Here is a 19,669-nt window from a genome sequence, read left to right as displayed (position 1 = left end):
CGACCGACGCGCCACGTGGTTGGCACGTAAGGTGCGAGAGGACCGGCACCCGAGGGATCTGCGAGGAATGGATGGAAGCCGCCCACGCGGCCGAAACACCGACCGTGTCCGGCGCGGCGTTCGCCCGGCTCCCGGTGGCGTTGCTCGCCGCCGCGGCCGCGGCGGCCCTGCTGGCGACGGCGTGGCGGTACGGCTACTTCGGCGACGAACTGTACTTCCTCTCCGCCGGCAAGAGGCTGGCCTGGGGATACGCCGACCAGCCGCCGGTGCTCCCGTTCCTGGCGCTGGCGATGGATTCGCTCGCACCGGGCAACGTCTTCGTCTTCCGGCTCCCCGCCGTCCTCGCGACAGCCGCCGGTGTGGTGTTCACCGGGCTCATCGCCTACGAGATGGGCGGGGACCGCCGGGCTCAGACCCGCGCCGCCGCCGCGTACGCGATCTGCGGACAGTTCCTCGGCAGCGGGCACTACCTGGCCACCTCGACGATCGACCCGGCCCTGTGGGCGCTCATCGTGTGGCTGCTCGTGCGGTGGATGCGGACGCGCGACGACAATTTGTTGCTGTGGCTGGGCGTGGCGACCGCCGTCGCGCTCAACGTCAAGCTCCTCGTCGCGACATTCTGGGTCGCCGCCGGGATCGCGATCCTGGTCTTCGGACCGCGGGATCTCTTGCGCAGGCCCAAACTCTGGATCGGGGCGGGTATCGCCGCGCTCTCCCTCGTGCCCACCCTCTGGTGGCAGGCCGCGAACGACTGGCCGCAACTGGAGATGGGCGACGTCATCGCCCACGAGACCACCGGCGGCTGGAGCGGCCGCGCCGGCTTCCTGCCCGCCCTGCTGACCGGCGCCGGGCTCGGCATCGGTGTCGTCGGCGTCCTTTATGGACTTTGGGTCCTGCTGTTCTCGGCGAGGATGCGCGAGTTCCGGTTCCTCGGCTGGACCGCCGTCGGCGTGATCGCGCTCTTCATCCTGTCCAACGGCCGGTACTACTACGCGGCGGGCATGTTCGGCGTCCTCTGGGCGGGTGCGGCCGTCCATTTCGGACAGTTGAAGCCGTCCCGATGGTTCCGCTGGGTCCCGACCTGGCCGGTGTTCCTGCTTTCCGCGCTGTACACCCTCCCCTACGCGTTGCCGGTGTGGCCCGCCGCCTGGCTCGCGGAAGGCCGGGACGTACCGCGCCCGGCGTACGCGCTGGAGGAGATCGGCTGGCCGGATCTCGCCCGTTCGGTCGCGGACGCCTATCACCGGCTCCCGCCGGAACAGCGGGAGCGCACCACACTCGTCACGGCCGGGTACTGGCAGGCCGGCGCGCTGGATAGATACGGCGCCGACTACGGGCTGCCCACCGTGTACAGCCCCAGCCGGGGTTTCTGGTACTTCGGGCACCCGCCGGAGACCGCGGACAGCGTCCTGTTCGTCGGGCCCGATCCGGCGCGGCTGCTGCGTTCGTTCACCGACGCCCGCATCGTCGCCCGTGTGGACAACGCGGCCGGCGTCCGCAACGTGAGCCGCGGGATGCCGATCTGGCTGGTCACCGGTCACACCGAAGCCTGGGCGACGGCGTGGCCGGGCCTGCGGGAATTCCGGGTCTGACCAGGCTTTACGGGGTCCAGCCGGTCGACTCGGCCCAGGCGTCGGCCCGAGTGAAGGCCGCGTCGACCCAGAACTGCTTCTCGTCGGTGTATTGCTCGACAGTGCCGTCGCCGGCGTGCTTCGCGGCCATGGCGTTCTTGACCGCGGCGTAGGCATCGCGCTCGTCCGGGTTCCGCCGCAGCCATTCCGGGAACAGCAGCGCGAGCCGCCAAGCCGGTGTCTCCTGGGAGCGGACGTGCAGGTTGACCGGGCGGCGCGGATCGCCGCCGAAGTGGAACCGCTTCGGCCAAGTCCCCTCTTCGCCGTGCGCGTCGTCGAACCATTCGCCTTCCGCACGCGGGAACCCGGCGTCGGACAGCCGTTCGGCCAGCTCGTCGGCCTTGTCCAAAGTGGACACCGTCAGCTGGAGGTCGAGGATGTCCTTGGCGGGCAGCCCCGGCACGGAGGTCGAACCGATGTGATCGACCCGCACGGCGTCGTCACCCGTCACCACGCGGATTCGCGCGAGCGCCCGCTCGGCCTGCACCGGCCAGGTCTCGTCGTACGGCGCGATCTTCGGCGACATCGGCGCACGCGGCTTGCGGAGCCGCACGTTCGCCTCGAACGGGGTCAGCCTGTCCGCCCACAACGCGTCGACGTCGGCGAGCACGATGTCGGGCGCTCCGCTGTTGTCGAACCAGACGTCGGCCACGGCCCGGCGCTGATCGGTCGTCGCCTGCGCCTTGATCCGGGCACGCGCGTCGGTCTCGGCCATTCCCCGCGCCTCGACCAGACGGCGGACGCGGACCTCCTCCGGCGCGTCGACCATGACGACGAGGTGGTACATCGGCGCGAGCCCGCCTTCGACCAGCAGCGGGATGTCGTGGACGATGATCGCGTCCGGCGCCGCGGCCGCCATCAACTCCGCGGTCCTGGCGCCGACCCTCGGATGGACGATCGAGTTCAGCCGCTTGCGGGACTCCTCGTCGGCGAACGCCTTGGCGGCGAGCGCTGCCCGATCCAGCGAACCGTCGGAGGCGAGGATGTCCTCCCCGAACGCCTCGACGAGCTCGGCCAGCCCCGGCGTCCCCGGCTCGACCACTTCCCTGGCGATCTTGTCGGAATCGATGAGGACGGCGCCGTGCTCGGAAAGCCGGTTCGCCACCGTCGATTTTCCGGCGCCGATCCCGCCGGTCAGGCCCACACGCAGCATGCCGGTCAGCCTAGTGGCGCGGTCGGGACCGACCGCTCAGGGTCACGGAACGGCCACACCGCGCACAGCCGGATGCAAAACGCAAGTTCATAGTGACGCGTTACACGACCTTTATGGGTGACACGCCGGGCGGTTACGCCGCTTCAGGAGCCTGATTGCGTACCGTGCGCGGCGAAGGTAGCCCACACGGAGGAAAGATGGCAGACGGCAAGCACGTCGGGCGGCACCGGCTCGGAACGCCGGGACTGGTGCACTGTGTCCTCCATCGTCCCGTGGCCGAGGCCCTCGCCGAATATCGGCGCACGTGGCTGAGCGCGCTCCTCGTTCCTGCCAAGCACAGCTTCGCCGGACTCCGTCGCAGGGCTCGCGCCGCCGCGCTCGACCGCATCTGGGTGCCGGCCGTCCGGCCCGCCACCTCCTGATTTCCCTCGCGCAACCAGTCACCTACTTGCGCTGATCTTTTCCGCAATTCGGCACCTGGTTGCGATCCTTGCGCGCGCAAGGATCGCAACCAGGTGCCGAATTGCGTAAGACAGCGGCCCCGGTCCGTGGAGGACCGGGGCCGCTGTCTGTCAGCTACTGGCTGAGCGCCTGGATCAGGCAGCGCCGCCCGAGAGCTTCTCGCGGAGAGCCGCGAGCTGCTCGTCGCTGGCGAGCGTGCCACCGCTCTTGGCCTCGGCCGGAGCGGAGGTGTAGCTCTGCTCGCCCGAGTCGCTCGAGGAAGAGGTGACACCGGTCGCGGCGTCCGCAGCGGCCTCGGCGTCGGCCTCGGCGGCCTTGACGACCTGCTTCATGTGAGCCTCGTAGCGGGTGTGAGCCTCGGCGTACTGACGCTCCCACTCCTCACGCTGCTTGTCGAAGCCTTCCTGCCACTCCTGGGTGTCCGGGTCGAAGCCTTCGGGGTAGATGTAGTTGCCCTCGGCGTCGTACTCGGCGGCCATGCCGTACTGGGTGGGGTCGAACTCGGTCTCCGGCGTGACGCCCTCGTTCGCCTGCTTCAGCGACAGCGAGATGCGACGACGCTCGAGGTCGATGTCGATGACCTTGACCATCACGTCGCCGTTGACCTGGACGACCTGCTCCGGGATCTCCACGTGGCGCTCGGCCAGCTCGGAGATGTGCACCAGGCCCTCGATGCCCTCTTCGACGCGCACGAACGCACCGAACGGAACGAGCTTGGTGACCTTGCCCGGCACGATCTGGCCGATCGCGTGGGTGCGGGCGAACTGACGCCACGGGTCTTCCTGGGTCGCCTTCAGCGACAGCGAGACGCGCTCGCGGTCCATGTCGACGTCCAGAACCTCGACCGTGACCTCCTGGCCGACCTCGACGACCTCGGACGGGTGGTCGATGTGCTTCCAGGACAGCTCGGAGACGTGCACCAGGCCGTCGACGCCACCCAGGTCCACGAAGGCACCGAAGTTGACGATGGACGACACGACACCCTTGCGGACCTGACCCTTGGCGAGCGCGTTGAGGAACTCGCTGCGCACCTCGGACTGGGTCTGCTCCAGGTAGGCGCGGCGGGACAGGACCACGTTGTTGCGGTTCTTGTCCAGCTCGATGATCTTCGCCTCGAGCTCGCGGCCGACGTACGGCTGCAGGTCGCGCACACGGCGCATTTCGACCAGCGACGCGGGCAGGAAGCCGCGCAGGCCGATGTCCAGGATGAGGCCGCCCTTGACGACCTCGATGACGGTGCCCTTGACGGGCTCGTCCTTCTCCTTGAGCTCCTCGATCGTGCCCCAGGCGCGCTCGTACTGCGCACGCTTCTTGGACAGGATCAGACGGCCTTCCTTGTCCTCCTTCTGGAGGACCAGGGCTTCGACCTCATCGCCGACGGTGACAACCTCAGCCGGGTCGACATCGTGCTTGATGGAGAGCTCGCGCGAGGGGATGACACCCTCGGTCTTGTAGCCGATGTCGAGCAGGACCTCGTCACGGTCAACCTTGACGATGGTTCCTTCGACGATGTCGCCATCGTTGAAGTACTTGATCGTCTTGTCGATCGCTGCGAGGAAATCTTCCTCCGACCCGATGTCGTTGATTGCGACCTGCGGGGCCCCAATGGGGGCGGTCGGGGCGGTGGCGGTGTCGGTCGTCATTAGGCGGGTTGCTCCGGTGGATGGGAAGTAGTGGGTTTGCGGTTAGTGCACCATGGGCTCTCCGGCATGAGGTGACCACACAAGCAAACGTCCACAGGGAACGACCGCGAGCATCACCGCATCCGGTGCGCGACCCCCTGACCCGGACGCTGAGCGAACCGGGGGAAAGAGTAGCGCGAACCCACTGCGCTAACAGATATCCTACGCGGCCCCCTGTACACGGCACAATCAGGGTCGCCCCCACGATCACGGCGGGCGGATAAACTGTCCCGCGAAGCCCTGACCTGGGGAAAGGATATCGGTTTGAGCCAGCAGTCCGCCACCGAGCCCGAACGGCACGCAGAGGCCGAGGAGCGGCTCGGCACCGCGGGGGTCGCCTACCGGGCGGTTTCCGCTCCCGAGGCGACGGCCGCGAACCTGGCGTGGTGGGACGCCGACGCCGACGACTACCAGGCGACCCACGGCGGCTTCCTCGGCGACGCGGACTTCGTCTGGTGCCCGGAGGGCGTCCGCGAGGCCGACGTGGCACTTCTGGGTGAAGTCGGCGGCAAGCGGATCCTCGAGATCGGCTGCGGGCAGGCGGCGTGTTCGCGCTGGCTCGCCGCGCAGGGCGCCGAGGCGGTCGCGACCGATCTGTCGGCGGGCATGCTGCGGCACGCGAGGGAGGGCAACGAGCGCACCGGCACCCCCGTGCCGCTCGTGCAGGCGACGGCGGAGTCGCTCCCGTTCGCCGACGCGAGCTTCGACGCGGCCTGCTCGGCCTTCGGCGCGGTCCCGTTCGTGGCGTCGGTGGACGTCGTGTTCGCCGAAGTCCACCGGGTGCTCCGGCCGGGTACCCGCTGGGTGTTCTCGGTGACCCATCCGATGCGCTGGATCTTCCCCGACGACCCCGGACCGCAGGGCCTCACGGTCACGCAGCCGTATTTCGACCGCACGCCGTACGTCGAGGTCGACGAAGAGGGCGTCGCGACCTACGTCGAGTACCACCGCACCATCGGCGACTACGTCCGCGCGCTCGCCGACGCCGGTTTCGCGCTGACGGACCTCATCGAGCCCGCCTGGCCGGAGGGGCACTCCCGCACGTGGGGACAGTGGAGCCCGTTGCGCGGCAAGCTCTTCCCCGGCACCGCGATCTTCTGCACCCAGCGGGGATGAAGTCGGCGGCGGAGCGGCAACGGGCGCGGTTCGCCGCGCTCGACCCGCTGCTTCCGCCCCCGCCCCCGCTCCCGCCCGGCGAACCCCTGGAGGCCGGTGGTGCCATCGGGACGATCGCGCACGTACGGTTCGCCGCGGGTTCCTGGCAGCGGCTCTGGGGTCCGGCGCATCTCCAGATCCTGTCGGCGGTCCTCCCCGCCGACGCCGGCGCGGGAATGAGCGCACTGCTGTCCGCCTGGCGTGACCGGATCGCGCTCGCCGACGCCGAACCCGATTCGGCGTGCACGGTCACCTGGCCCAGCCGGGACGTCGCCGTCATGCGTGCTTTTCTCGACCACGGGCTCGCGCCGCAGCTGGCACTGGCCGTCCGCGCGCCCGCCAAGGGCGACGCGCATACCGTGCCCGGCGTGACCGTCCGGGAGTCCTCGGGCGGCGACCTGGAGGAGATCGTCGAGCTCCGGTTCGAAGAACTTCGCTACACCTCGTTCGTCGGCCACGGTGTCGTCCGGCCAGGGGCCAAGGCCCTGCTCGCGGAGGAGGTCCGGCGCGGCCTGCAGTTCGGCGGCCGCGTCTGGATCGCCGAGGAGGAAGGGGTCACGGTGGGGATGGTGACCAGCGGAAAGCGCTCCCCGATCCCCGGTGACGCGCTCGCCGGGCGGCTACCGCCGGGCGAGTGGGGCTATGTCGGGACGCTCGCGGTCACCGGCGCCGCGCGGGGCCGCGGCATCGGGCGCGCGCTGACCGCCGTCGCGCACGACGAGCTGTTCTCGCCGTCGCTGCGCGGTACCTCCGTCTCGTACAATCCGGCCAATCCGCTTTCCCCCGTGTTCTGGCACCGGCAGGGTTATCGTCCACTGTGGACGACGTGGGCGGCGGGCCCCGCGGCGGCCCTGCGGTAGCGGTGCCCGGCGCGGTCGACCCTGGGGACGGGATGGAAATCGAGAAGAAGTTGCTCGACGCGCACCGCACCCGGTTCGCGGCGATCGACGGGCTCCTGCCCGAAGCGGCTCCGCCCCCGGTCGTCGGCGAGCGCGTGGACGCCGCCACGGCGTCGGGCGTCCAGGTCACCGGCGTGGTGCAGCGGCAGTTGCACGGTCCGGACGACGTCCCCCTGCTCTGGTCGGCCGCCGACGTGCGGCAGCTGTTCCCGTTCATCGGCGGCGCCGGCACCGAGGGCATGGACGTGCTGTTGCGCGCGTGGCGGACGTGGATGGACGCCGAATCCCCCGGCGAGGATTCGTCGTGCGTGGTCAACTGGCCGAGCCGGGACGCCGAGGCGATCCGGGCCTTCCTCGACCACGGCCTGGTGCCGATGTCCGCGCTCGCCGTGCGCACCGGCCACCGCCGCGAAGACCCGGCCGTCGACGGGGTGACCGTCCGCCGGGCCCGGTACGAAGACTTCGACGACGTGCTCGCGATGGCCGTGTCGACCCACGACTACATCGGGCAGGTCGCCACCCGGCACCGCTCGAACGCCGCCGAGCTGCTCGCCCCCGCACTGGAACGCGCGCTCGACAAGGACGCCCCGCTGCTGTGGCTGGCCGAACGGGACGGCACGGTCGCCGCGTTCGCGCACGCCGCCTGGGTGATTTCGTCACCGGGGTCGGCCGAGGCCGAACTGCTCCCCCACGGCCGCTGGGGATACGTCAACAACGTCGTCACCGTGGCCGGCCTACGCGGGAGCGGGCTCGGCCGTGCCCTGATGTCCGTGGTGCACGGGGAGTTCGCAGGCGACGGCGCGGACGGCACGTACCTCTACTACAACCCGACCAACCCGCTCTCTTCGGTGTTCTGGCACCGGCAGGGTTATCGTCCACTTTGGACGTCCTGGGAGGTCCACCCGGCTTCGGCGCTGCGCTGATCGAAAAGCAGGGTTAGCCGAAAGGCTGCGCGAGTCGTCCGGTTTGCGGAGGTTTCGTCACTCTTGCGTGTGACATGGGCCCCCCACGGTTGTATCCCTCCCAGGTCAGGGCTAACTTTTGAACTGACCAGTCAGTTTAAGTTCCGCGAGTCACCGACCTGGGAGTTCTTCGTGCGGGTTCAAGCCGACAGGGTGTCCGTGACCGGACCCCACGGCACGTTGCTGTCGCCTACTTCGCTCACGGTTTCGGGCGGTGAGCTGGCGATCGTGCACGGCGAGCCAGGGGTCGGCGTCACCGCCTTCGGGCTGGCGCTCGCGGGCAGACTGAAGCCCGCCACCGGAACGGTGACCGTCGAGGGCGGCGACCCGCGGAAGGTCGTCGCGATCGTCGACTCCCCCGGCGTGAGCGACCCGGACGGCGCGTTGTCGCTGCAGATCGTCGTCGGCGAGGAACTCGAACTCGCGAAGCGCCCGGCGAACAAGGCCGCCGTCGCGAGCTGGCTGGCCGAGCACGACGCCGCCGCCTTCGCCACCACCCGGTTCGAGAACCTCGAAGCGGTGATGCGCACCCGGCTGCTCACCGCGCTGGCCGCCGGCCGCGAGGGCGTCGGCGTACTGGTGCTCGACACCCCGGACAGGCACACCAGCGACGTCGACAGCTGGGCGAAGCTCGCCCGCGAGCACGCCGAGCGCGGCCTCGCCGTGATCGTGCTGACCGCCACCACCCCGGTTTCGGCCCTGCCGGAGAAGCCCGCACGCTGCGGCGCTCTCGAGCAGCCCGACCCCGTGCGCTGCGCGCCCGCCGAGGCGGAGGCCGAGCCGGACGAAACCGAAGAGACCGCGAAGACTTCAGGAGACCAGGAATGAACCCCGTCCGGATCGCCGCCAACGAGCTGCGCCGGCTGAGCAGCGGCACCCTGCCGAAACTCGCCATGGCCGCGCTCGTCCTGGTGCCGCTGCTCTACGCGTCCTTCTACCTCTACGCGAACTTCGACCCGTACTCGCGCCTGGACAAGCTGCCCGCCGCCGTCTTCACCTCGGACGCCGGTTCGAAGGACTCCGCCGGTGCGGAGCGCAACGTCGGCCGCGAAGTGACCGACGAGCTCGTCAAGTCCGGCACGTTCCAGTGGCACGAGGTCTCCCCCGAGGAGGCCGCCAAGGGCGTCCGCGACGACAACTACTCGTTCGCCATCGGCATCCCGCGTGACTTCTCCGCGGCCTTGCTGTCCTCGGGCAACTTCCAGCCCCAGCAGGCGACCATCACGCTGACCACCAACGACGCCAACAACTACCTGTCGGGGACCATCGCGAAACAGGTGGCCGAGCAGGTCCGCAAGACGATCGCGGAGAAGGTCGGCAGCGAGGCGGCGGACAAGTTCCTGGTCGGTTTCTCCACGATCTACGGCAAGATCCAAGAAGCCTCGACAGGCGCTTCGCAGCTCGCGGACGGCGCGGGCAAGCTCAAATCGGGTCAGCAGCAGCTGGCCGACGGCGCCTCCCAGCTCGCCTCCGGCAGTTCCCAGCTGGCGACCGGGCTCGGCACCCTGAAATCCAGTACCGCCGAGCTCCCGGCCCAGACGAAGAAACTCGCGGACGGCGCCGGCCAGGTCGCCGACGGGAACCAGAAGGTCGCCGACGCGGCCTCGCTCGCGGCAACGGCCTCCGGGGACATCCAGGCCAAACTCGACGGCTACCGCACCCAGCTCGCGCAGGACCTGCGCGGCGCAGGCCTCCCCGAGACGAAGGTGCAGGAGATCCTCAGCCGCCTCGACACCCTCCGTTCGCCGGTCGACCAGGCGAACACGAAGATCCAGGGCGCGAACAGCCAGCTCATCCAGCTCGCCTCCGGCGCGCGGCAGGTGTCCGACGGCGCACACCAGCTGGCCTCCGCCACGCCGCAGCTCACCAGCGGCATCGCGCAGGCCGCCGACGCTTCGACGCAGATCCGGGACGGCGCCGCGAAGCTGAACGACGGCGAGAAGACCGCGGTCACCGGCACGAACCAGCTCGCCGACGGCGCCGTGCAACTGCGTGACGGACTCGCCGCCGGGCTCAAGGAGATCCCGAACCCCGACGACCCCACCCGCGCGGCGACGGCCAACACCATCGCCGACCCGGTGGCGGTCAACTCCTCCGGCGTCGCTTCGGCCGGGACCTACGGCGCCGGTCTCGCCCCGTTCTTCATCTCGCTCGCGACCTGGATCGGCGCGTTCGTACTGTTCCTGTTGCTGCGCCCGCTCTCGACCCGCGCGCTGACCGCCGGCGCGTCGCCGTTCAAGGTCGCGCTCGGCGGCTGGCTGTCCTCGGCGCTGCTGGGGATCGCGCAGGTGATCGTGCTCTTCGGCGCGGTGACCTGGCTGGTCGGCATCGACGTGGCACATCCGCTCGGCGCGATCGGGTTCGCCATCCTCGTCTCGCTCACCTTCACCTCCGTGGTGCACGCGCTGAACGCCTTCTTCGGTGCCGTCGGAAAGTTCCTCGGCCTGGTGCTGCTGGTGCTGCAACTGGTCAGCGCGGGCGGCACGTTCCCGTGGCAGACGATCCCGGACGCGTTGTACCCGTTGCACATCGTGCTGCCGATGGGTTACGCGATCGACGGGTTCCGGCACCTGCTCTACAGTGGCGCCTCGATGGAGATCCTCGGTGACATCGGTGTCCTGGTCGCGTATCTCGTCGGCGGGATCCTGGTTTCGACGCTGGCGGCGCGGAAACGGCGCACCTGGACGGTGTCGGCGCTGAAACCCGAGCTGGCGTTGTGAGTCCCCGGGGTGAGGCGACGAAGCAGAAGTTGTTCGAGGCGACGCTGAGGCTGTCCGCCAGCCGCGGCCTCGTCGGGCTGACGGTGGACGACATCGCGGCCGAGGCGAAGGTCGCCAAAGGCACCGTCTACTACAACTTCGGCAGCAAAGACGGTCTCGTCGACGCACTGCTGCGCTACGGCGTCGGCGTGCTCGCGAGCCGGCTGCGCGCGGCCACCGGCGACGGCGACCCGATGGACGTGATCGAGTCGCAAGTGGACAGTGCGCTGGAGTTCATCGCCGAATACCCCGGTTTCTCGCAGATCCTGGTGAGCGAGATGTGGCGCACGCCAGGGACCTGGCACGAGACACTGACGTTGCTGCGCGAGGAGATCATCTCGATCGTGCGCGACCAGCTCCACCGGCTGGACGCCGCCGGGCGGCTGCCCGACGGCGTCCAGATCCCGACGGCCGCGGCGGGCTTGTTCGGCACGATGCTGGTGGTCGCCCTCGACTGGCAGGTGTTCCAGCCGAAGCGGACGCGGGCGGACGTGCGGGAGTCGGTGATGGTGCTGGTCCGGGGCCTCGGGCGTTAGGGTCGTCTGTCCATTATGGATGGTTACCATGGGCGGCAGAGGCGCGTGGCCGTTCGGTACAGGTGGTCGTGAGTGGCTCGGCCGTGCCGGGGGTGACATGAGCTTGATCAGGGACCGGCAAGACGTCGTGATGATGTGGGAATCGGGACACTGAACGTCCCGATTCCCACATCGTCAAGCTCTCGGGCTGCTGGTCCCGCAGAGGTAAGCAAATACAGGTCGTGTTCTCTTTGAGAGGTAAGCCAAACATGACGTATGGGTCGCGGCGGCCCCTGTACCGATACGGCGGTTTCGCGTGACTGATTGGACGGCACGCGCGGTCGTCCCTCCACACGACCAATTTGCTTACGAGCGCACTTTCAGGCCTCGGTGTCCCGGGTCCATTTCAGCTTGACCTCGAAGTTGCCTTCCAGGCCCGTTTTCGCGATCACCGCACCCGCCTGAGCGGTCAGCTTGACGCCGAACTTGAGCTCGACCTCGTCCGGTCCCCTTGTCATCGACCGGAAGGTGTCCAGTGCCGCCGTGGCGGCCTCCTTCACGTTCGCCAGCGCCGCCTCGAACGACCCTTTGGCGTCCTCGACCAGGTCGTCGCGCCGGGAGACACGGGAGGTGCCGGGGACTGGGTCGATCTCGACGACCACCGAACCGCCGCCTTCGAGCGGGAACCGAGCCAGGTCGTTCACCGATGCTCCTTCACTGTCCACAGGGGATCTTCAACCATTCACCCGGCTGGATGCTCTTCCGGACGTCTTCGAGTTGCTTCAGCAGGATGTCCAGCCGGTCGCGGTTGCTCAGGTACTCCAGGACGGCGCGGTGGAAGGCGCCGGTCATCGTCGCGGGCATCAGGTCCGAGGCGTCGAAGCACAGGGCGGACGCCGAAGTGATCCTGTCCGCGACCCGCCTGCTCACCTGATCCGGATAGACGTCCAGGCCGAGTTCCCGGTTGGCGGAGAACGCGTTCGCGCGGGGTATCGACGGCCAGATCCGCTGTGCCTTCTCCGAGGCCAGGAATTCGATCAGTTTCCGCGCCTGGGGCGTGTCCTGGAACATTCCGGCGAGGTCGGCGGCGACCTCTGAGACGTCGCGTCCCGGGAAGGACAGGAAGTCGAAATCGGTGCCCGGCTTGGGGAACGTCCCGTCCGCTCGCTTGAAGTTCTGGTAGCGGCTCATGATGAACGACGCCTGGTGTTCGAGCGCGCAGCCCGGCGGCTCGGTGAACATCGCCTTGCCCGCGTCGCCGAAGTCCGTCAGCAGCGCGGCCGCGGTGCCGCCGCGGATGGCGGCGGGCTCGAGCACGGAACCCCAGTCGCGCCACGCCTGTTCGACCTCCGGGGAGGTCCACGGCAAACCGCCGGACGCCCATTGCCGGTACTTGTCCGGTCCCGCCGAGTGCAGCAGGATGTCCTCGATCCAGTCGGTTCCCGGCCAGCCCGAGGCGGGCGGGGCGCCCATCCCGACGCACCAAGGGGTGCCACCGGCCGCGGTCAGTCCGGCGGAATACGTGCGAAGCCCCTCGAACGTCGTCGGGCGGATCCCGGTCAGCCGCGCCGGGTTGTACCAGATCAGGCTCTTCAGATCGGCCTTCACCGCGACGGCGTACAGCTTCTGGGTGCCGATCTGCTGCAGGGTGACCCATTGCGAGCTGAACGACCGCGTCACCGCGGCGGAGAGGGCGTCGTCGAGCGGCAGCAGATCGCCCGACTTCTGGTACTTCGCCAGCACCCCGGCGTTGGGCAGGACGGCCACGTCCGGCGGTGTACCGCGTTGGACGTCCGAAGCGAGCACCTGGTCGACCGCGCGGGTGCCTTCGTAGAGGTAGTCGATCCCGGTGTCGGCCTTGAACGCGTCCAGCACCTGCCGGAACGCCTTCTCCTCCTCCCCGGTCCAGGACGCGAGGACGACGACCGGCCCGTCGTCAGCCGACGCCGAACAGCCGCCCGCGACCAGTGAGAGCGCCATCAGCACGGCCAGCAGGCGGTTCACGGGCGGTACCGGTATTCGTCGATCCGGGCGTGCAGCCCGAGGAGGACCAGCGCGCCCGCGAGCAGGGTGCCCGCCGGGATCAGGAACTCCCGCCCGCCGGATTCGGCCGCGGCGGAGGCGTCGGCCGCCACCGCCTTCGCGCCCGCGGTGGCCACCCGGGTGTTGTCCGTCGCCACCGTGGTGACCTGCCGTGCCCGCGCCCGGAACTCGTCGACGGTCACTCCGCATCCCTGCTCCTCGTCGCAGTACTCGGCCAGCAGGTCGGCGAGCCGTCGCTGGCCGGCGTCGTCAGCCGCCTTGATCTGCGCGGACCGCGCGGCGGCGACGCCGTCGAGCCGTTCCCCGACCGAGTCCAGCCGGTCGCGGCTGACCAGGGTGAACACCAGGGCAACCCCGATCGCGGCGATCAGCGCGGTCGCCACGAGCAGCGGGACGTTCGCCACGCGGCGGAACCGTTTCCGCAGATACAGCTGGGTGAGGACCAGCAGCACCAGGAGGGCCAGCACCGGCAGCAGCCAGAGCGGAAGCATCGCGGGGCTCATCCCGGTGGCCGACAGTTGCCGGTTCAGCGCGTCGCGTTGTTTGCCCTGCAACGCTTCCAGCTCCTCCAGGACACCGCCCGCGGCGTGCAGGAGCCGTGAGGCGTGCCAGAGGTCGACGGCGCCCAGCACGGCGGCGTCCGGCTGACGGAAGTGCACGTCGGCCTGCCCGATGGAGCCCGAGTAGGCCGCGACCTGGCCTTCCACCACCTGCAGCGCGTTACCGCCCGCCTCACCCGCCTGGTTGAACTCCGCGACCCGCGCGAGGCTCTGGCTCGCCAGCGCCAGCTGATTCGAGTACTCCTGCCCCGGGCCGGCGAGTCTCGCCTCGCCGGAGGCGAAACTCGTGATCGCTGCGGCGTCGGCGGCCACCAGCGCGGCCCGCGCGGCGGTCACTTCGAGCACCGCCTGCGCGGTCCGGTCGCGGACGGTCTCGGCCGTGTCCTGGACGTTCTGGAACGCCCACAGCGAGACCACCAGGACCGCGAGGGTGAGCGCCAGCAGGGCGGTGCGGAGCCGGACCAGCCGTACACGGGTCGCCGTCACGAAACCGCCTCGCCGAACGGTCTTCCGCAGCCGACGCAGAAGTTCGCCCCGGCGGGGGAAAGGGCGGGGCAGTCGGCACAGGCGACCGGTGACGCGTCGGGCATCGGCCGATCTTCCTGCGGAAGGGCGATTTCCGAAACCCTCGACGGGATGACGACGTGCAACGCGTGGCTGCGTGTCGCATCCGGGCGCAGGCGCACGACCCCTTTCTCCGCGTCCACGATCTCCACGACCCCCTCGAGACGGGTGAGCGTTTCTTCGTCGCCCGCGGCGGTGGCCAGCGCGACCGCCCTGCCCCACTCCCGTTCGGCCCCGGCCCGGTCACCCGCCGCGTAGGCGTCACCGCCCGCGGTCAGCGCCTCGCCGAGATCGGCCTGCGCCGCGTACTTCGAGACCATCGGGTGAATCAGCGTCGGCGGGATCGGGTCGTGGGTCCATCGCCCCGCGATGGCCAGCGCGTCCTCCGCGATCGTGGCGCCGGGAACGGGGACGAGTTCCGTCCACGCGAGCTGACGGTCCTGCCCGTGGCTGGGTTCGAGGTCCGGATCGAGATCGAGGATCAGCTGGTAATCCCGCGTCTCGTCGCTCGCGAACGAGCCGAGCGAGAGCTCCAGTTCGCGGACGGCGACCTCGTGGCACCGGTCGGTGAGGTCGTACTCGTCGGGGAACACCTGCTTGATCGACCGCAACCTGCTGAACGGCATGGTGCCGACGCGCAGCCGGACCTCGGGCAGCACCTTCGTCATCGCGTTCTCGACCAGCTGCCGGAAATCCTCCGCGAGCTTGTCGTCCTCGACGATGGAGTCGACGTTCCCGCGCAGGACCCGGCCGATCTGGGTGAGTTCGGCGGGTTCCCAGCCGTCGCCGATCCCCCTGGCATCGCAGACGAACCGGCCCTCGCAGCTGTTCAGCACGCTCATCAGGTCGGCCCTGGTCTGCGAATCGTTGCGGCCGTCGGTGAGCAGGATCGCGTGGCGGACGGCGTCGGGTACGCCTTCGAAAAGGTCGCGCGCCTTCGCGAGCCAGGCGCCCATCGCCGTGCCGCCGACGGCCGCCAGATGCTCGACCGCGGCGCGTGCCTCCGCCCGGGTCGCCGCGGACGCGGTCACCAGGCCGTCCTCGGCCGGGTAGATCACCTTCGCGCCGTCGGTGCCCTGGATGACGGCGAACCGCACGCCGTCGGGCAAGACGTCGATGGCCGCCACCGCTGCTCGTCGTGCCTCGCCGATCTTGGTGCTGGGGAAGCGCATCGAACTGGAGCAGTCGATCATCAGGACTTCGGCGGCCGTCCTGGCCACGGCCGCCTCACCGCCGCGGGAGACCACCCGGACGATCGCCGTCATCGCCCGGTCCCGCTCGGCCAGGAACTTGTTCTGGTGCACCTCAAGACCCAGACTCGGCTCCCCGCTCATCAGTCCCCTTTCTTCCCAGGTGAACCCGCGACCGCGATCGACCTCGGCAAGGCGCTCACACCAGCGTCACCGGTCTCACCGAGTTGGCAAGGTCTATCAGCACGTCGTGCGCTTCCGGCGCGGGCGCGTGATGGGCGAGCCGCCGGTACGACTTGTCCAGCACGGTGCGGGCGCCCGTCTCGTCGGCCCGCAGGATCTCGCCGCCGGTGATCCCGCCCTGCCCGAGGAGCACGGCCGCCAGTCCCGTCTCGCGCACGGCCGTCACCAGCCGGTCGAGGGAGTCTCCGTCGAGGTCCAACGCGGCCAGCCGGACCACAGCGTCGTCGAGTTCGGCCGACGCCGGGAGGTCCCCCGTGCCGGGCATCGGCGCGGACAGCACCCGCACCCCGGCGATCCGCGCGGCCTCGTCGTAGCGCGAGAACTCCGGGACCTGGTCGAGGATTTCGACGGCGGCGGCCCGATCACCCCGCTGCAACCGGACCCGCGCGAGCCCGAACGCCGCGCTGACCTGGGACCGGTCCCGCACCCACAGGGCGTCGTAGTACCGCTCGGCGGCGGCCGCGCCGTTGAGGTGCTCTTCGCAGAGGCCCAGCGCGAGTTTCGGCGGCTCCTCGCCGGGGATGTCGCGGTACACGGCGGTGAACCTCTCCTTGGCCGCGGCGAAATCGCCCGCGCCGAGCGCGAGCAGACCCCGATGCCACGCCACCCGCCAGTCATGGGCGGCGCGCTCGCCGAGCAGCCGTTCGGCCTCCGCCACCGCCAGTGCGCCCTCGACGGTCGCGCCGAGTTCCAGCTGTGCCCGGCACCGGCGGAATCCGACCTCCACCGAGCCCGGCACCTTGTCGAGTTTCTTCAGCAGCCGCGCCGCGTCGGGGGCACGGACGGCACGGAGGAAGTTCGCCTGCGGATCGTCCGGATCCTCACGCGGCACCGGCAGGCCGAGGGCGATCTCCACGGCGGTCGGGCGCGTGCCGAGCGAGACCGGTGTCCCCCGCGTCCAGTGCTCCAGCGGCGGCGCCTGGCCGAGTCCCGCGTCGAGCAGTACCGCCCCTTCAGCGAACAGCGTCGATCCGGCGGGCCGGGATTGCTTGTCCCGCAAGGAAAGGATTTCGCTGAGCACGCCGTCGAGCTGGGCCAGCAGCTCACGTGCGGTCGCGAACCGCTGCTCGAACGGCGCGGTCGCCCGGTCGAGGACGCGGATGAACGATTCGATGCCGAACCGGACGCCGCGCGCGTCGGTGGTGACCGACCAGCCGTCGCTGGCCTGGAAGAGCTCCCGCAACGTCACGCCGACGGTGTGGATGTCGGACCGGACGGTGAGGCCGTGTTTAGCCCGTTCGCGCGGGGTCACCTGATAGTGCTCGGTCCCGACGGTCGGGCTCTCGTCGTCGGAGATCTTGCGGATGGCGCCGAAATCGATGAGCTTGATCCGCTTCTCGCCGTGGATCACGTTGTCCGGCTTCATGTCGCAGTACAGCAGGCCCTCGCCGTGCAGGTAGTCGAGCGCGGTCAGGATCTCGCGCCCGTACGCCACGACGTGCTCGACCAGCAGCCGCCCCTCACTGGAATCCAGCCCGGCCCGGCCGCGGTTCTTGATCTCCCGCAAGGAAAGCCCGTCGACGAACTCCATGACGATGTAGCGGAACTCCTCGTGCTCGACCACGTCGAGGATCCGGACGACGTTCGGATGGTCCAGCGCGGTGAGCACCTGACTTTCGGTCTCCGCGATCCGCACGGCGGCGGTGTTGTTCGTGTTGATCAGGCCCTTGAGCGCGACGTACCGATCGCCGAGCCCGGAATCCGTTGCCAGGTAGACGAAACCGAGTCCGCCGCGCGCGACGCAGCCGAGTACGTGGTAGCGGCCGTCGACCACGTCACCCGCCGCGAGCTTCGGTGAGAAGGAGAACGGCGTCCGGCAGACCGGGCAGAATCCCTCGGTGGGCGCGGGACCGCCGCCGATCGAGCGGCCGACCGGGGTGGCCGTGCACCCGTGCCTGCCGCAGAACCGTTCCTCTTCCGGGACATGTGGTTCGGTCAGCAGGCGGCCCGCGAGGTCGGGCAGTTCGACGATCGGCAGCGGGACCCGGTCGTCCGCGGTCGCGTGGCCCGCGATCTGCTGGGAGCGGGTGACCACCGTGCTGGTGATCCGAGTCGATGCCTCACCGGGACCTGGGATCACCAGGGTCGGCTTCTCCCGCGGCGCGGGCTCTTCGGGTGTTCCGGGCGGCAACCCGCAGATCTTGCAGAAGCCGGTCTTGCCGAGCATGCCAGGGCAGCCGTCGTGTCCGCAGGCCGTCATCCGTCGATCCGTTTCCGTACGGTGTCCGCGTATCGCTCGACGGCGGCCGCCGCGGCCGCGAGGTCGCACGGTCCTTCGAAGAGCGTCCGCCAAGCGGGGGCGTAGGCGGCATCCAGTTCGACGTCTTCGACGAAGCCACTGTTGCGGGCCATTTCCCCGTATGCGTCGAGCCGGGCACGCAATTCCGCACGCCTGACGAGGTTCTCGTCGAGAAGGCGGCGGATGTCGCGGGCGCGGTCGATGGTCTTGGCGACGGCTCGCTCGCAGACCGGAAGCTGCCGATTCACCCACTCGGAGTCGCCGTCCTGCTCCGCCGACCGCAGTTGTGTCAACGCGCCTGTCAGCCGTCGTGCCTTGGCATGGACTTGTGGGACCTCGGTGAAGCGGGGCGCGTCGCCCAGATTGTCCTTCTCCAGCCGGGCGAGTTCACCCAACCGGATTTCCAGCAGGGCGAGACGGCCCTCGATGTCGTCGTCGCCGTCGGGCAGGACGTCGGTGCTCGACCGGACCACACTCACCCCCGGCGAGGTCTCCTCGCGGAAGGCCAGCGCGAGCCGCAGCCCGAGTTCGTGCGCGCGCTGGGCCAGCGGCACGAGCACGTCACCGACGAGTTCGTCGGGTTCGGCCGCTTCGTCGATCCCGTAGACGACGACTGTGCGGCCGGACCCGTGACGGCCGGCGGGCGAGTCCGCGGCGACGTCGAGCCGGTCGGAGATGCGGCGCCGGACCTCGTCCGCGGTCTTGCCGACCGCGTCGACGGCGAGCACGACACTGCCCACGGGCGGCACCGTCGGCCCGGTCACGCTCCGGCCTGCCCCGTGTTCGCGGTCGGCGAGGACGACCGCGCGCCGCAACGAGGCGGCGACGGCGGAATCGTCCTCGCCCATGATGATCACCCGGACGTCCGCCTGGCCGTGGCCGCCGAGCCAGCGGGCGAATTCTCGCGCGAACAGCACGTCCATCGCGGGCGGCTCCGGGTACTGGACGAAACCGGGGTCGATCGCGGGACTGCCCTCGGCCCAGCGGCGCAGTTCCGGCAGGTAACCGAGCATGGTCTCGACCGGGATCATCCAGGAGACGCGGGCGGCCTCGGTCGCGTACCGGGTCGCGACCATGCCGACGACGTGCCCGGTCTTGTCGGCGATCACCGCGGAACCGCTGAATCCGTGGGTGATCGGCTCGGTGTCGAGCGTGCGGTGCAGCTGGACCCGTTCGAGACCGTGACCGCCGTCGCCGACGACGGTCGCCAGCGACCACATGCCGTCCGAACCGGACGGGAAGCCGAACGCGCGGACGCGCTGGCCGTCCTCGAGTGCGGTCCGGTGAAGCGGGACGCCGGTGATCTGCTCTTCGGAGTCACGCAATCGGAGCAGCGCGATGTCCCCGCCGTCGTCGCCGATGGGCGCCGCCTGCGCGACGATCGTGGCGATTCCCGGCTCCACACCGGGGAGCGCCACGAAATCCACCGCGACGCCGTCGTGGCCTTCGATCACATGAGCGCAGGTGAGGAGGTGTTCACCGTCGAGCATGGTCCCGGCGCCCAGGATCCGCCCACGATGATCGCGCAGCCGCACCCGCCAGCGTCTGCGCTCGGAAGTCACGCGGAAGACCCTACCGATCGTGAGTGGTAATGACGGTTCTGACCGTCATT

16 protein-coding genes are annotated in these 19,669 nt (G+C 69.9%); 8 read left to right on the top strand and 8 right to left on the bottom strand.

Going from position 1 to position 19,669, the window contains the following annotated elements; all coding sequences use genetic code 11:
* The first annotated feature begins 71 nt into the window (after positions 1-71).
* Entirely contained in the window at positions 72-1,592 is a 1,521-nt protein-coding gene (locus DL990_RS26035; RefSeq protein ID WP_125783195.1) for a glycosyltransferase family 39 protein, read from the top strand.
* Between the two features lie 7 nt (positions 1,593-1,599).
* Here the strand turns inward: DL990_RS26035 and coaE are convergent, their stop codons facing one another.
* A complete protein-coding gene (gene coaE, locus DL990_RS26030) occupies positions 1,600-2,784 on the bottom strand; it encodes a dephospho-CoA kinase (protein WP_125783197.1) in 1,185 nt (394 codons plus the stop codon).
* Between the two features lie 197 nt (positions 2,785-2,981).
* On the opposite strand from coaE, the gene DL990_RS26025 reads away from it, so the two are divergent.
* On the top strand, positions 2,982-3,206 hold the full coding sequence (locus DL990_RS26025; RefSeq protein ID WP_125783199.1) for a hypothetical protein: 225 nt from the start codon (positions 2,982-2,984) through the stop codon (positions 3,204-3,206).
* A gap of 174 nt (positions 3,207-3,380) precedes the next feature.
* Here the strand turns inward: DL990_RS26025 and rpsA are convergent, their stop codons facing one another.
* Positions 3,381-4,889 carry a 30S ribosomal protein S1 gene (rpsA, locus tag DL990_RS26020; RefSeq protein WP_125783201.1) on the bottom strand — a complete coding sequence of 503 codons (1,509 nt, stop codon included), beginning with the start codon at positions 4,887-4,889 and terminating at the stop codon, positions 3,381-3,383.
* Positions 4,890-5,192: 303 nt separating this feature from the next.
* Here rpsA and DL990_RS26015 point away from each other — a divergent pair, with 303 nt between their 5' ends.
* The 6 genes from DL990_RS26015 (at position 5,193) to DL990_RS25990 (ending at position 11,239) form a co-directional block, all read left to right on the top strand.
* A complete protein-coding gene (locus tag DL990_RS26015; RefSeq protein WP_125783203.1) occupies positions 5,193-6,044 on the top strand; it encodes a class I SAM-dependent methyltransferase in 852 nt (283 codons plus the stop codon).
* Complete coding sequence (locus tag DL990_RS26010) at positions 6,041-6,943, top strand: GNAT family N-acetyltransferase (RefSeq protein WP_125800182.1); 903 nt, start codon at positions 6,041-6,043, stop codon at positions 6,941-6,943. Before DL990_RS26015 ends, DL990_RS26010 begins: the two co-directional genes overlap by 4 nt.
* 32 nt (positions 6,944-6,975) lie before the next feature.
* The gene (locus tag DL990_RS26005; RefSeq protein WP_125783264.1) at positions 6,976-7,905 is read left to right on the top strand and encodes a GNAT family N-acetyltransferase; all 930 of its coding nucleotides are present in this window, start codon (positions 6,976-6,978) and stop codon (positions 7,903-7,905) included.
* A gap of 171 nt (positions 7,906-8,076) precedes the next feature.
* Positions 8,077-8,772, top strand: a complete 696-nt coding sequence (locus DL990_RS26000; RefSeq protein ID WP_125800181.1) for an ABC transporter ATP-binding protein — start codon at positions 8,077-8,079, stop codon at positions 8,770-8,772.
* Positions 8,769-10,664 (top strand): YhgE/Pip domain-containing protein, encoded by a 1,896-nt coding sequence (locus tag DL990_RS25995; RefSeq protein WP_125783209.1) that lies wholly within the window; start codon positions 8,769-8,771, stop codon positions 10,662-10,664. The genes DL990_RS26000 and DL990_RS25995 overlap by 4 nt, the downstream gene beginning before the upstream one ends.
* Complete coding sequence (locus DL990_RS25990) at positions 10,661-11,239, top strand: TetR/AcrR family transcriptional regulator (protein ID WP_125783211.1); 579 nt, start codon at positions 10,661-10,663, stop codon at positions 11,237-11,239. Before DL990_RS25995 ends, DL990_RS25990 begins: the two co-directional genes overlap by 4 nt.
* A gap of 359 nt (positions 11,240-11,598) precedes the next feature.
* On the opposite strand, the gene DL990_RS25985 is transcribed toward DL990_RS25990, so the two are convergent.
* From DL990_RS25985 to DL990_RS25960, 6 genes are read right to left on the bottom strand one after another with little or no spacing between them, the layout of a single operon-like run.
* Entirely contained in the window at positions 11,599-11,922 is a 324-nt protein-coding gene (locus DL990_RS25985) for a CU044_2847 family protein (protein WP_125783214.1), read from the bottom strand.
* Between the two features lie 10 nt (positions 11,923-11,932).
* A complete protein-coding gene (locus DL990_RS25980) occupies positions 11,933-13,222 on the bottom strand; it encodes an ABC transporter substrate-binding protein (RefSeq protein WP_125783216.1) in 1,290 nt (429 codons plus the stop codon).
* The gene (locus tag DL990_RS25975) at positions 13,219-14,307 is read right to left on the bottom strand and encodes a hypothetical protein (RefSeq protein WP_125800180.1); all 1,089 of its coding nucleotides are present in this window, start codon (positions 14,305-14,307) and stop codon (positions 13,219-13,221) included. Before DL990_RS25975 ends, DL990_RS25980 begins: the two co-directional genes overlap by 4 nt.
* The gene (locus DL990_RS25970) at positions 14,304-15,719 is read right to left on the bottom strand and encodes a VWA domain-containing protein (protein WP_125783220.1); all 1,416 of its coding nucleotides are present in this window, start codon (positions 15,717-15,719) and stop codon (positions 14,304-14,306) included. The genes DL990_RS25975 and DL990_RS25970 overlap by 4 nt, the downstream gene beginning before the upstream one ends.
* Positions 15,720-15,774: 55 nt before the next feature.
* Positions 15,775-18,018 carry a serine/threonine-protein kinase gene (locus tag DL990_RS25965; protein ID WP_125800179.1) on the bottom strand — a complete coding sequence of 748 codons (2,244 nt, stop codon included), beginning with the start codon at positions 18,016-18,018 and terminating at the stop codon, positions 15,775-15,777.
* Positions 18,015-19,619 (bottom strand): serine protease, encoded by a 1,605-nt coding sequence (locus tag DL990_RS25960; protein WP_233620570.1) that lies wholly within the window; start codon positions 19,617-19,619, stop codon positions 18,015-18,017. The genes DL990_RS25965 and DL990_RS25960 overlap by 4 nt, the downstream gene beginning before the upstream one ends.
* Between the last annotated feature and the right edge of the window lie 50 nt (positions 19,620-19,669).

The organism is Amycolatopsis sp. WAC 01416 (assembly GCF_003947485.1).
Taxonomy (GTDB): Bacteria; Actinomycetota; Actinomycetes; order Mycobacteriales; family Pseudonocardiaceae; genus Amycolatopsis.
The sequence above is the reverse complement of the archived record's forward strand: the minus strand, read 5'-3'. Positions and strand labels throughout refer to the sequence as shown.

Excerpts from the sequence above, each read along its gene's own strand:
- DL990_RS26035 (WP_125783195.1), top strand. The coding sequence starts at position 72 with ATGGAAGCCGCCCACGCGGCCGAAACACCGACCGTGTCCGGCGCGGCG.
- coaE (WP_125783197.1), bottom strand. The coding sequence starts at position 2,784 with ATGCTGCGTGTGGGCCTGACCGGCGGGATCGGCGCCGGAAAATCGACG.
- DL990_RS26025 (WP_125783199.1), top strand. The coding sequence starts at position 2,982 with ATGGCAGACGGCAAGCACGTCGGGCGGCACCGGCTCGGAACGCCGGGA.
- rpsA (WP_125783201.1), bottom strand. The coding sequence starts at position 4,889 with ATGACGACCGACACCGCCACCGCCCCGACCGCCCCCATTGGGGCCCCG.
- DL990_RS26010 (WP_125800182.1), top strand. The coding sequence starts at position 6,041 with ATGAAGTCGGCGGCGGAGCGGCAACGGGCGCGGTTCGCCGCGCTCGAC.
- DL990_RS26005 (WP_125783264.1), top strand. The coding sequence starts at position 6,976 with ATGGAAATCGAGAAGAAGTTGCTCGACGCGCACCGCACCCGGTTCGCG.
- DL990_RS25995 (WP_125783209.1), top strand. The coding sequence starts at position 8,769 with ATGAACCCCGTCCGGATCGCCGCCAACGAGCTGCGCCGGCTGAGCAGC.
- DL990_RS25970 (WP_125783220.1), bottom strand. The coding sequence starts at position 15,719 with ATGAGCGGGGAGCCGAGTCTGGGTCTTGAGGTGCACCAGAACAAGTTC.
- DL990_RS25965 (WP_125800179.1), bottom strand. The coding sequence starts at position 18,018 with ATGACGGCCTGCGGACACGACGGCTGCCCTGGCATGCTCGGCAAGACC.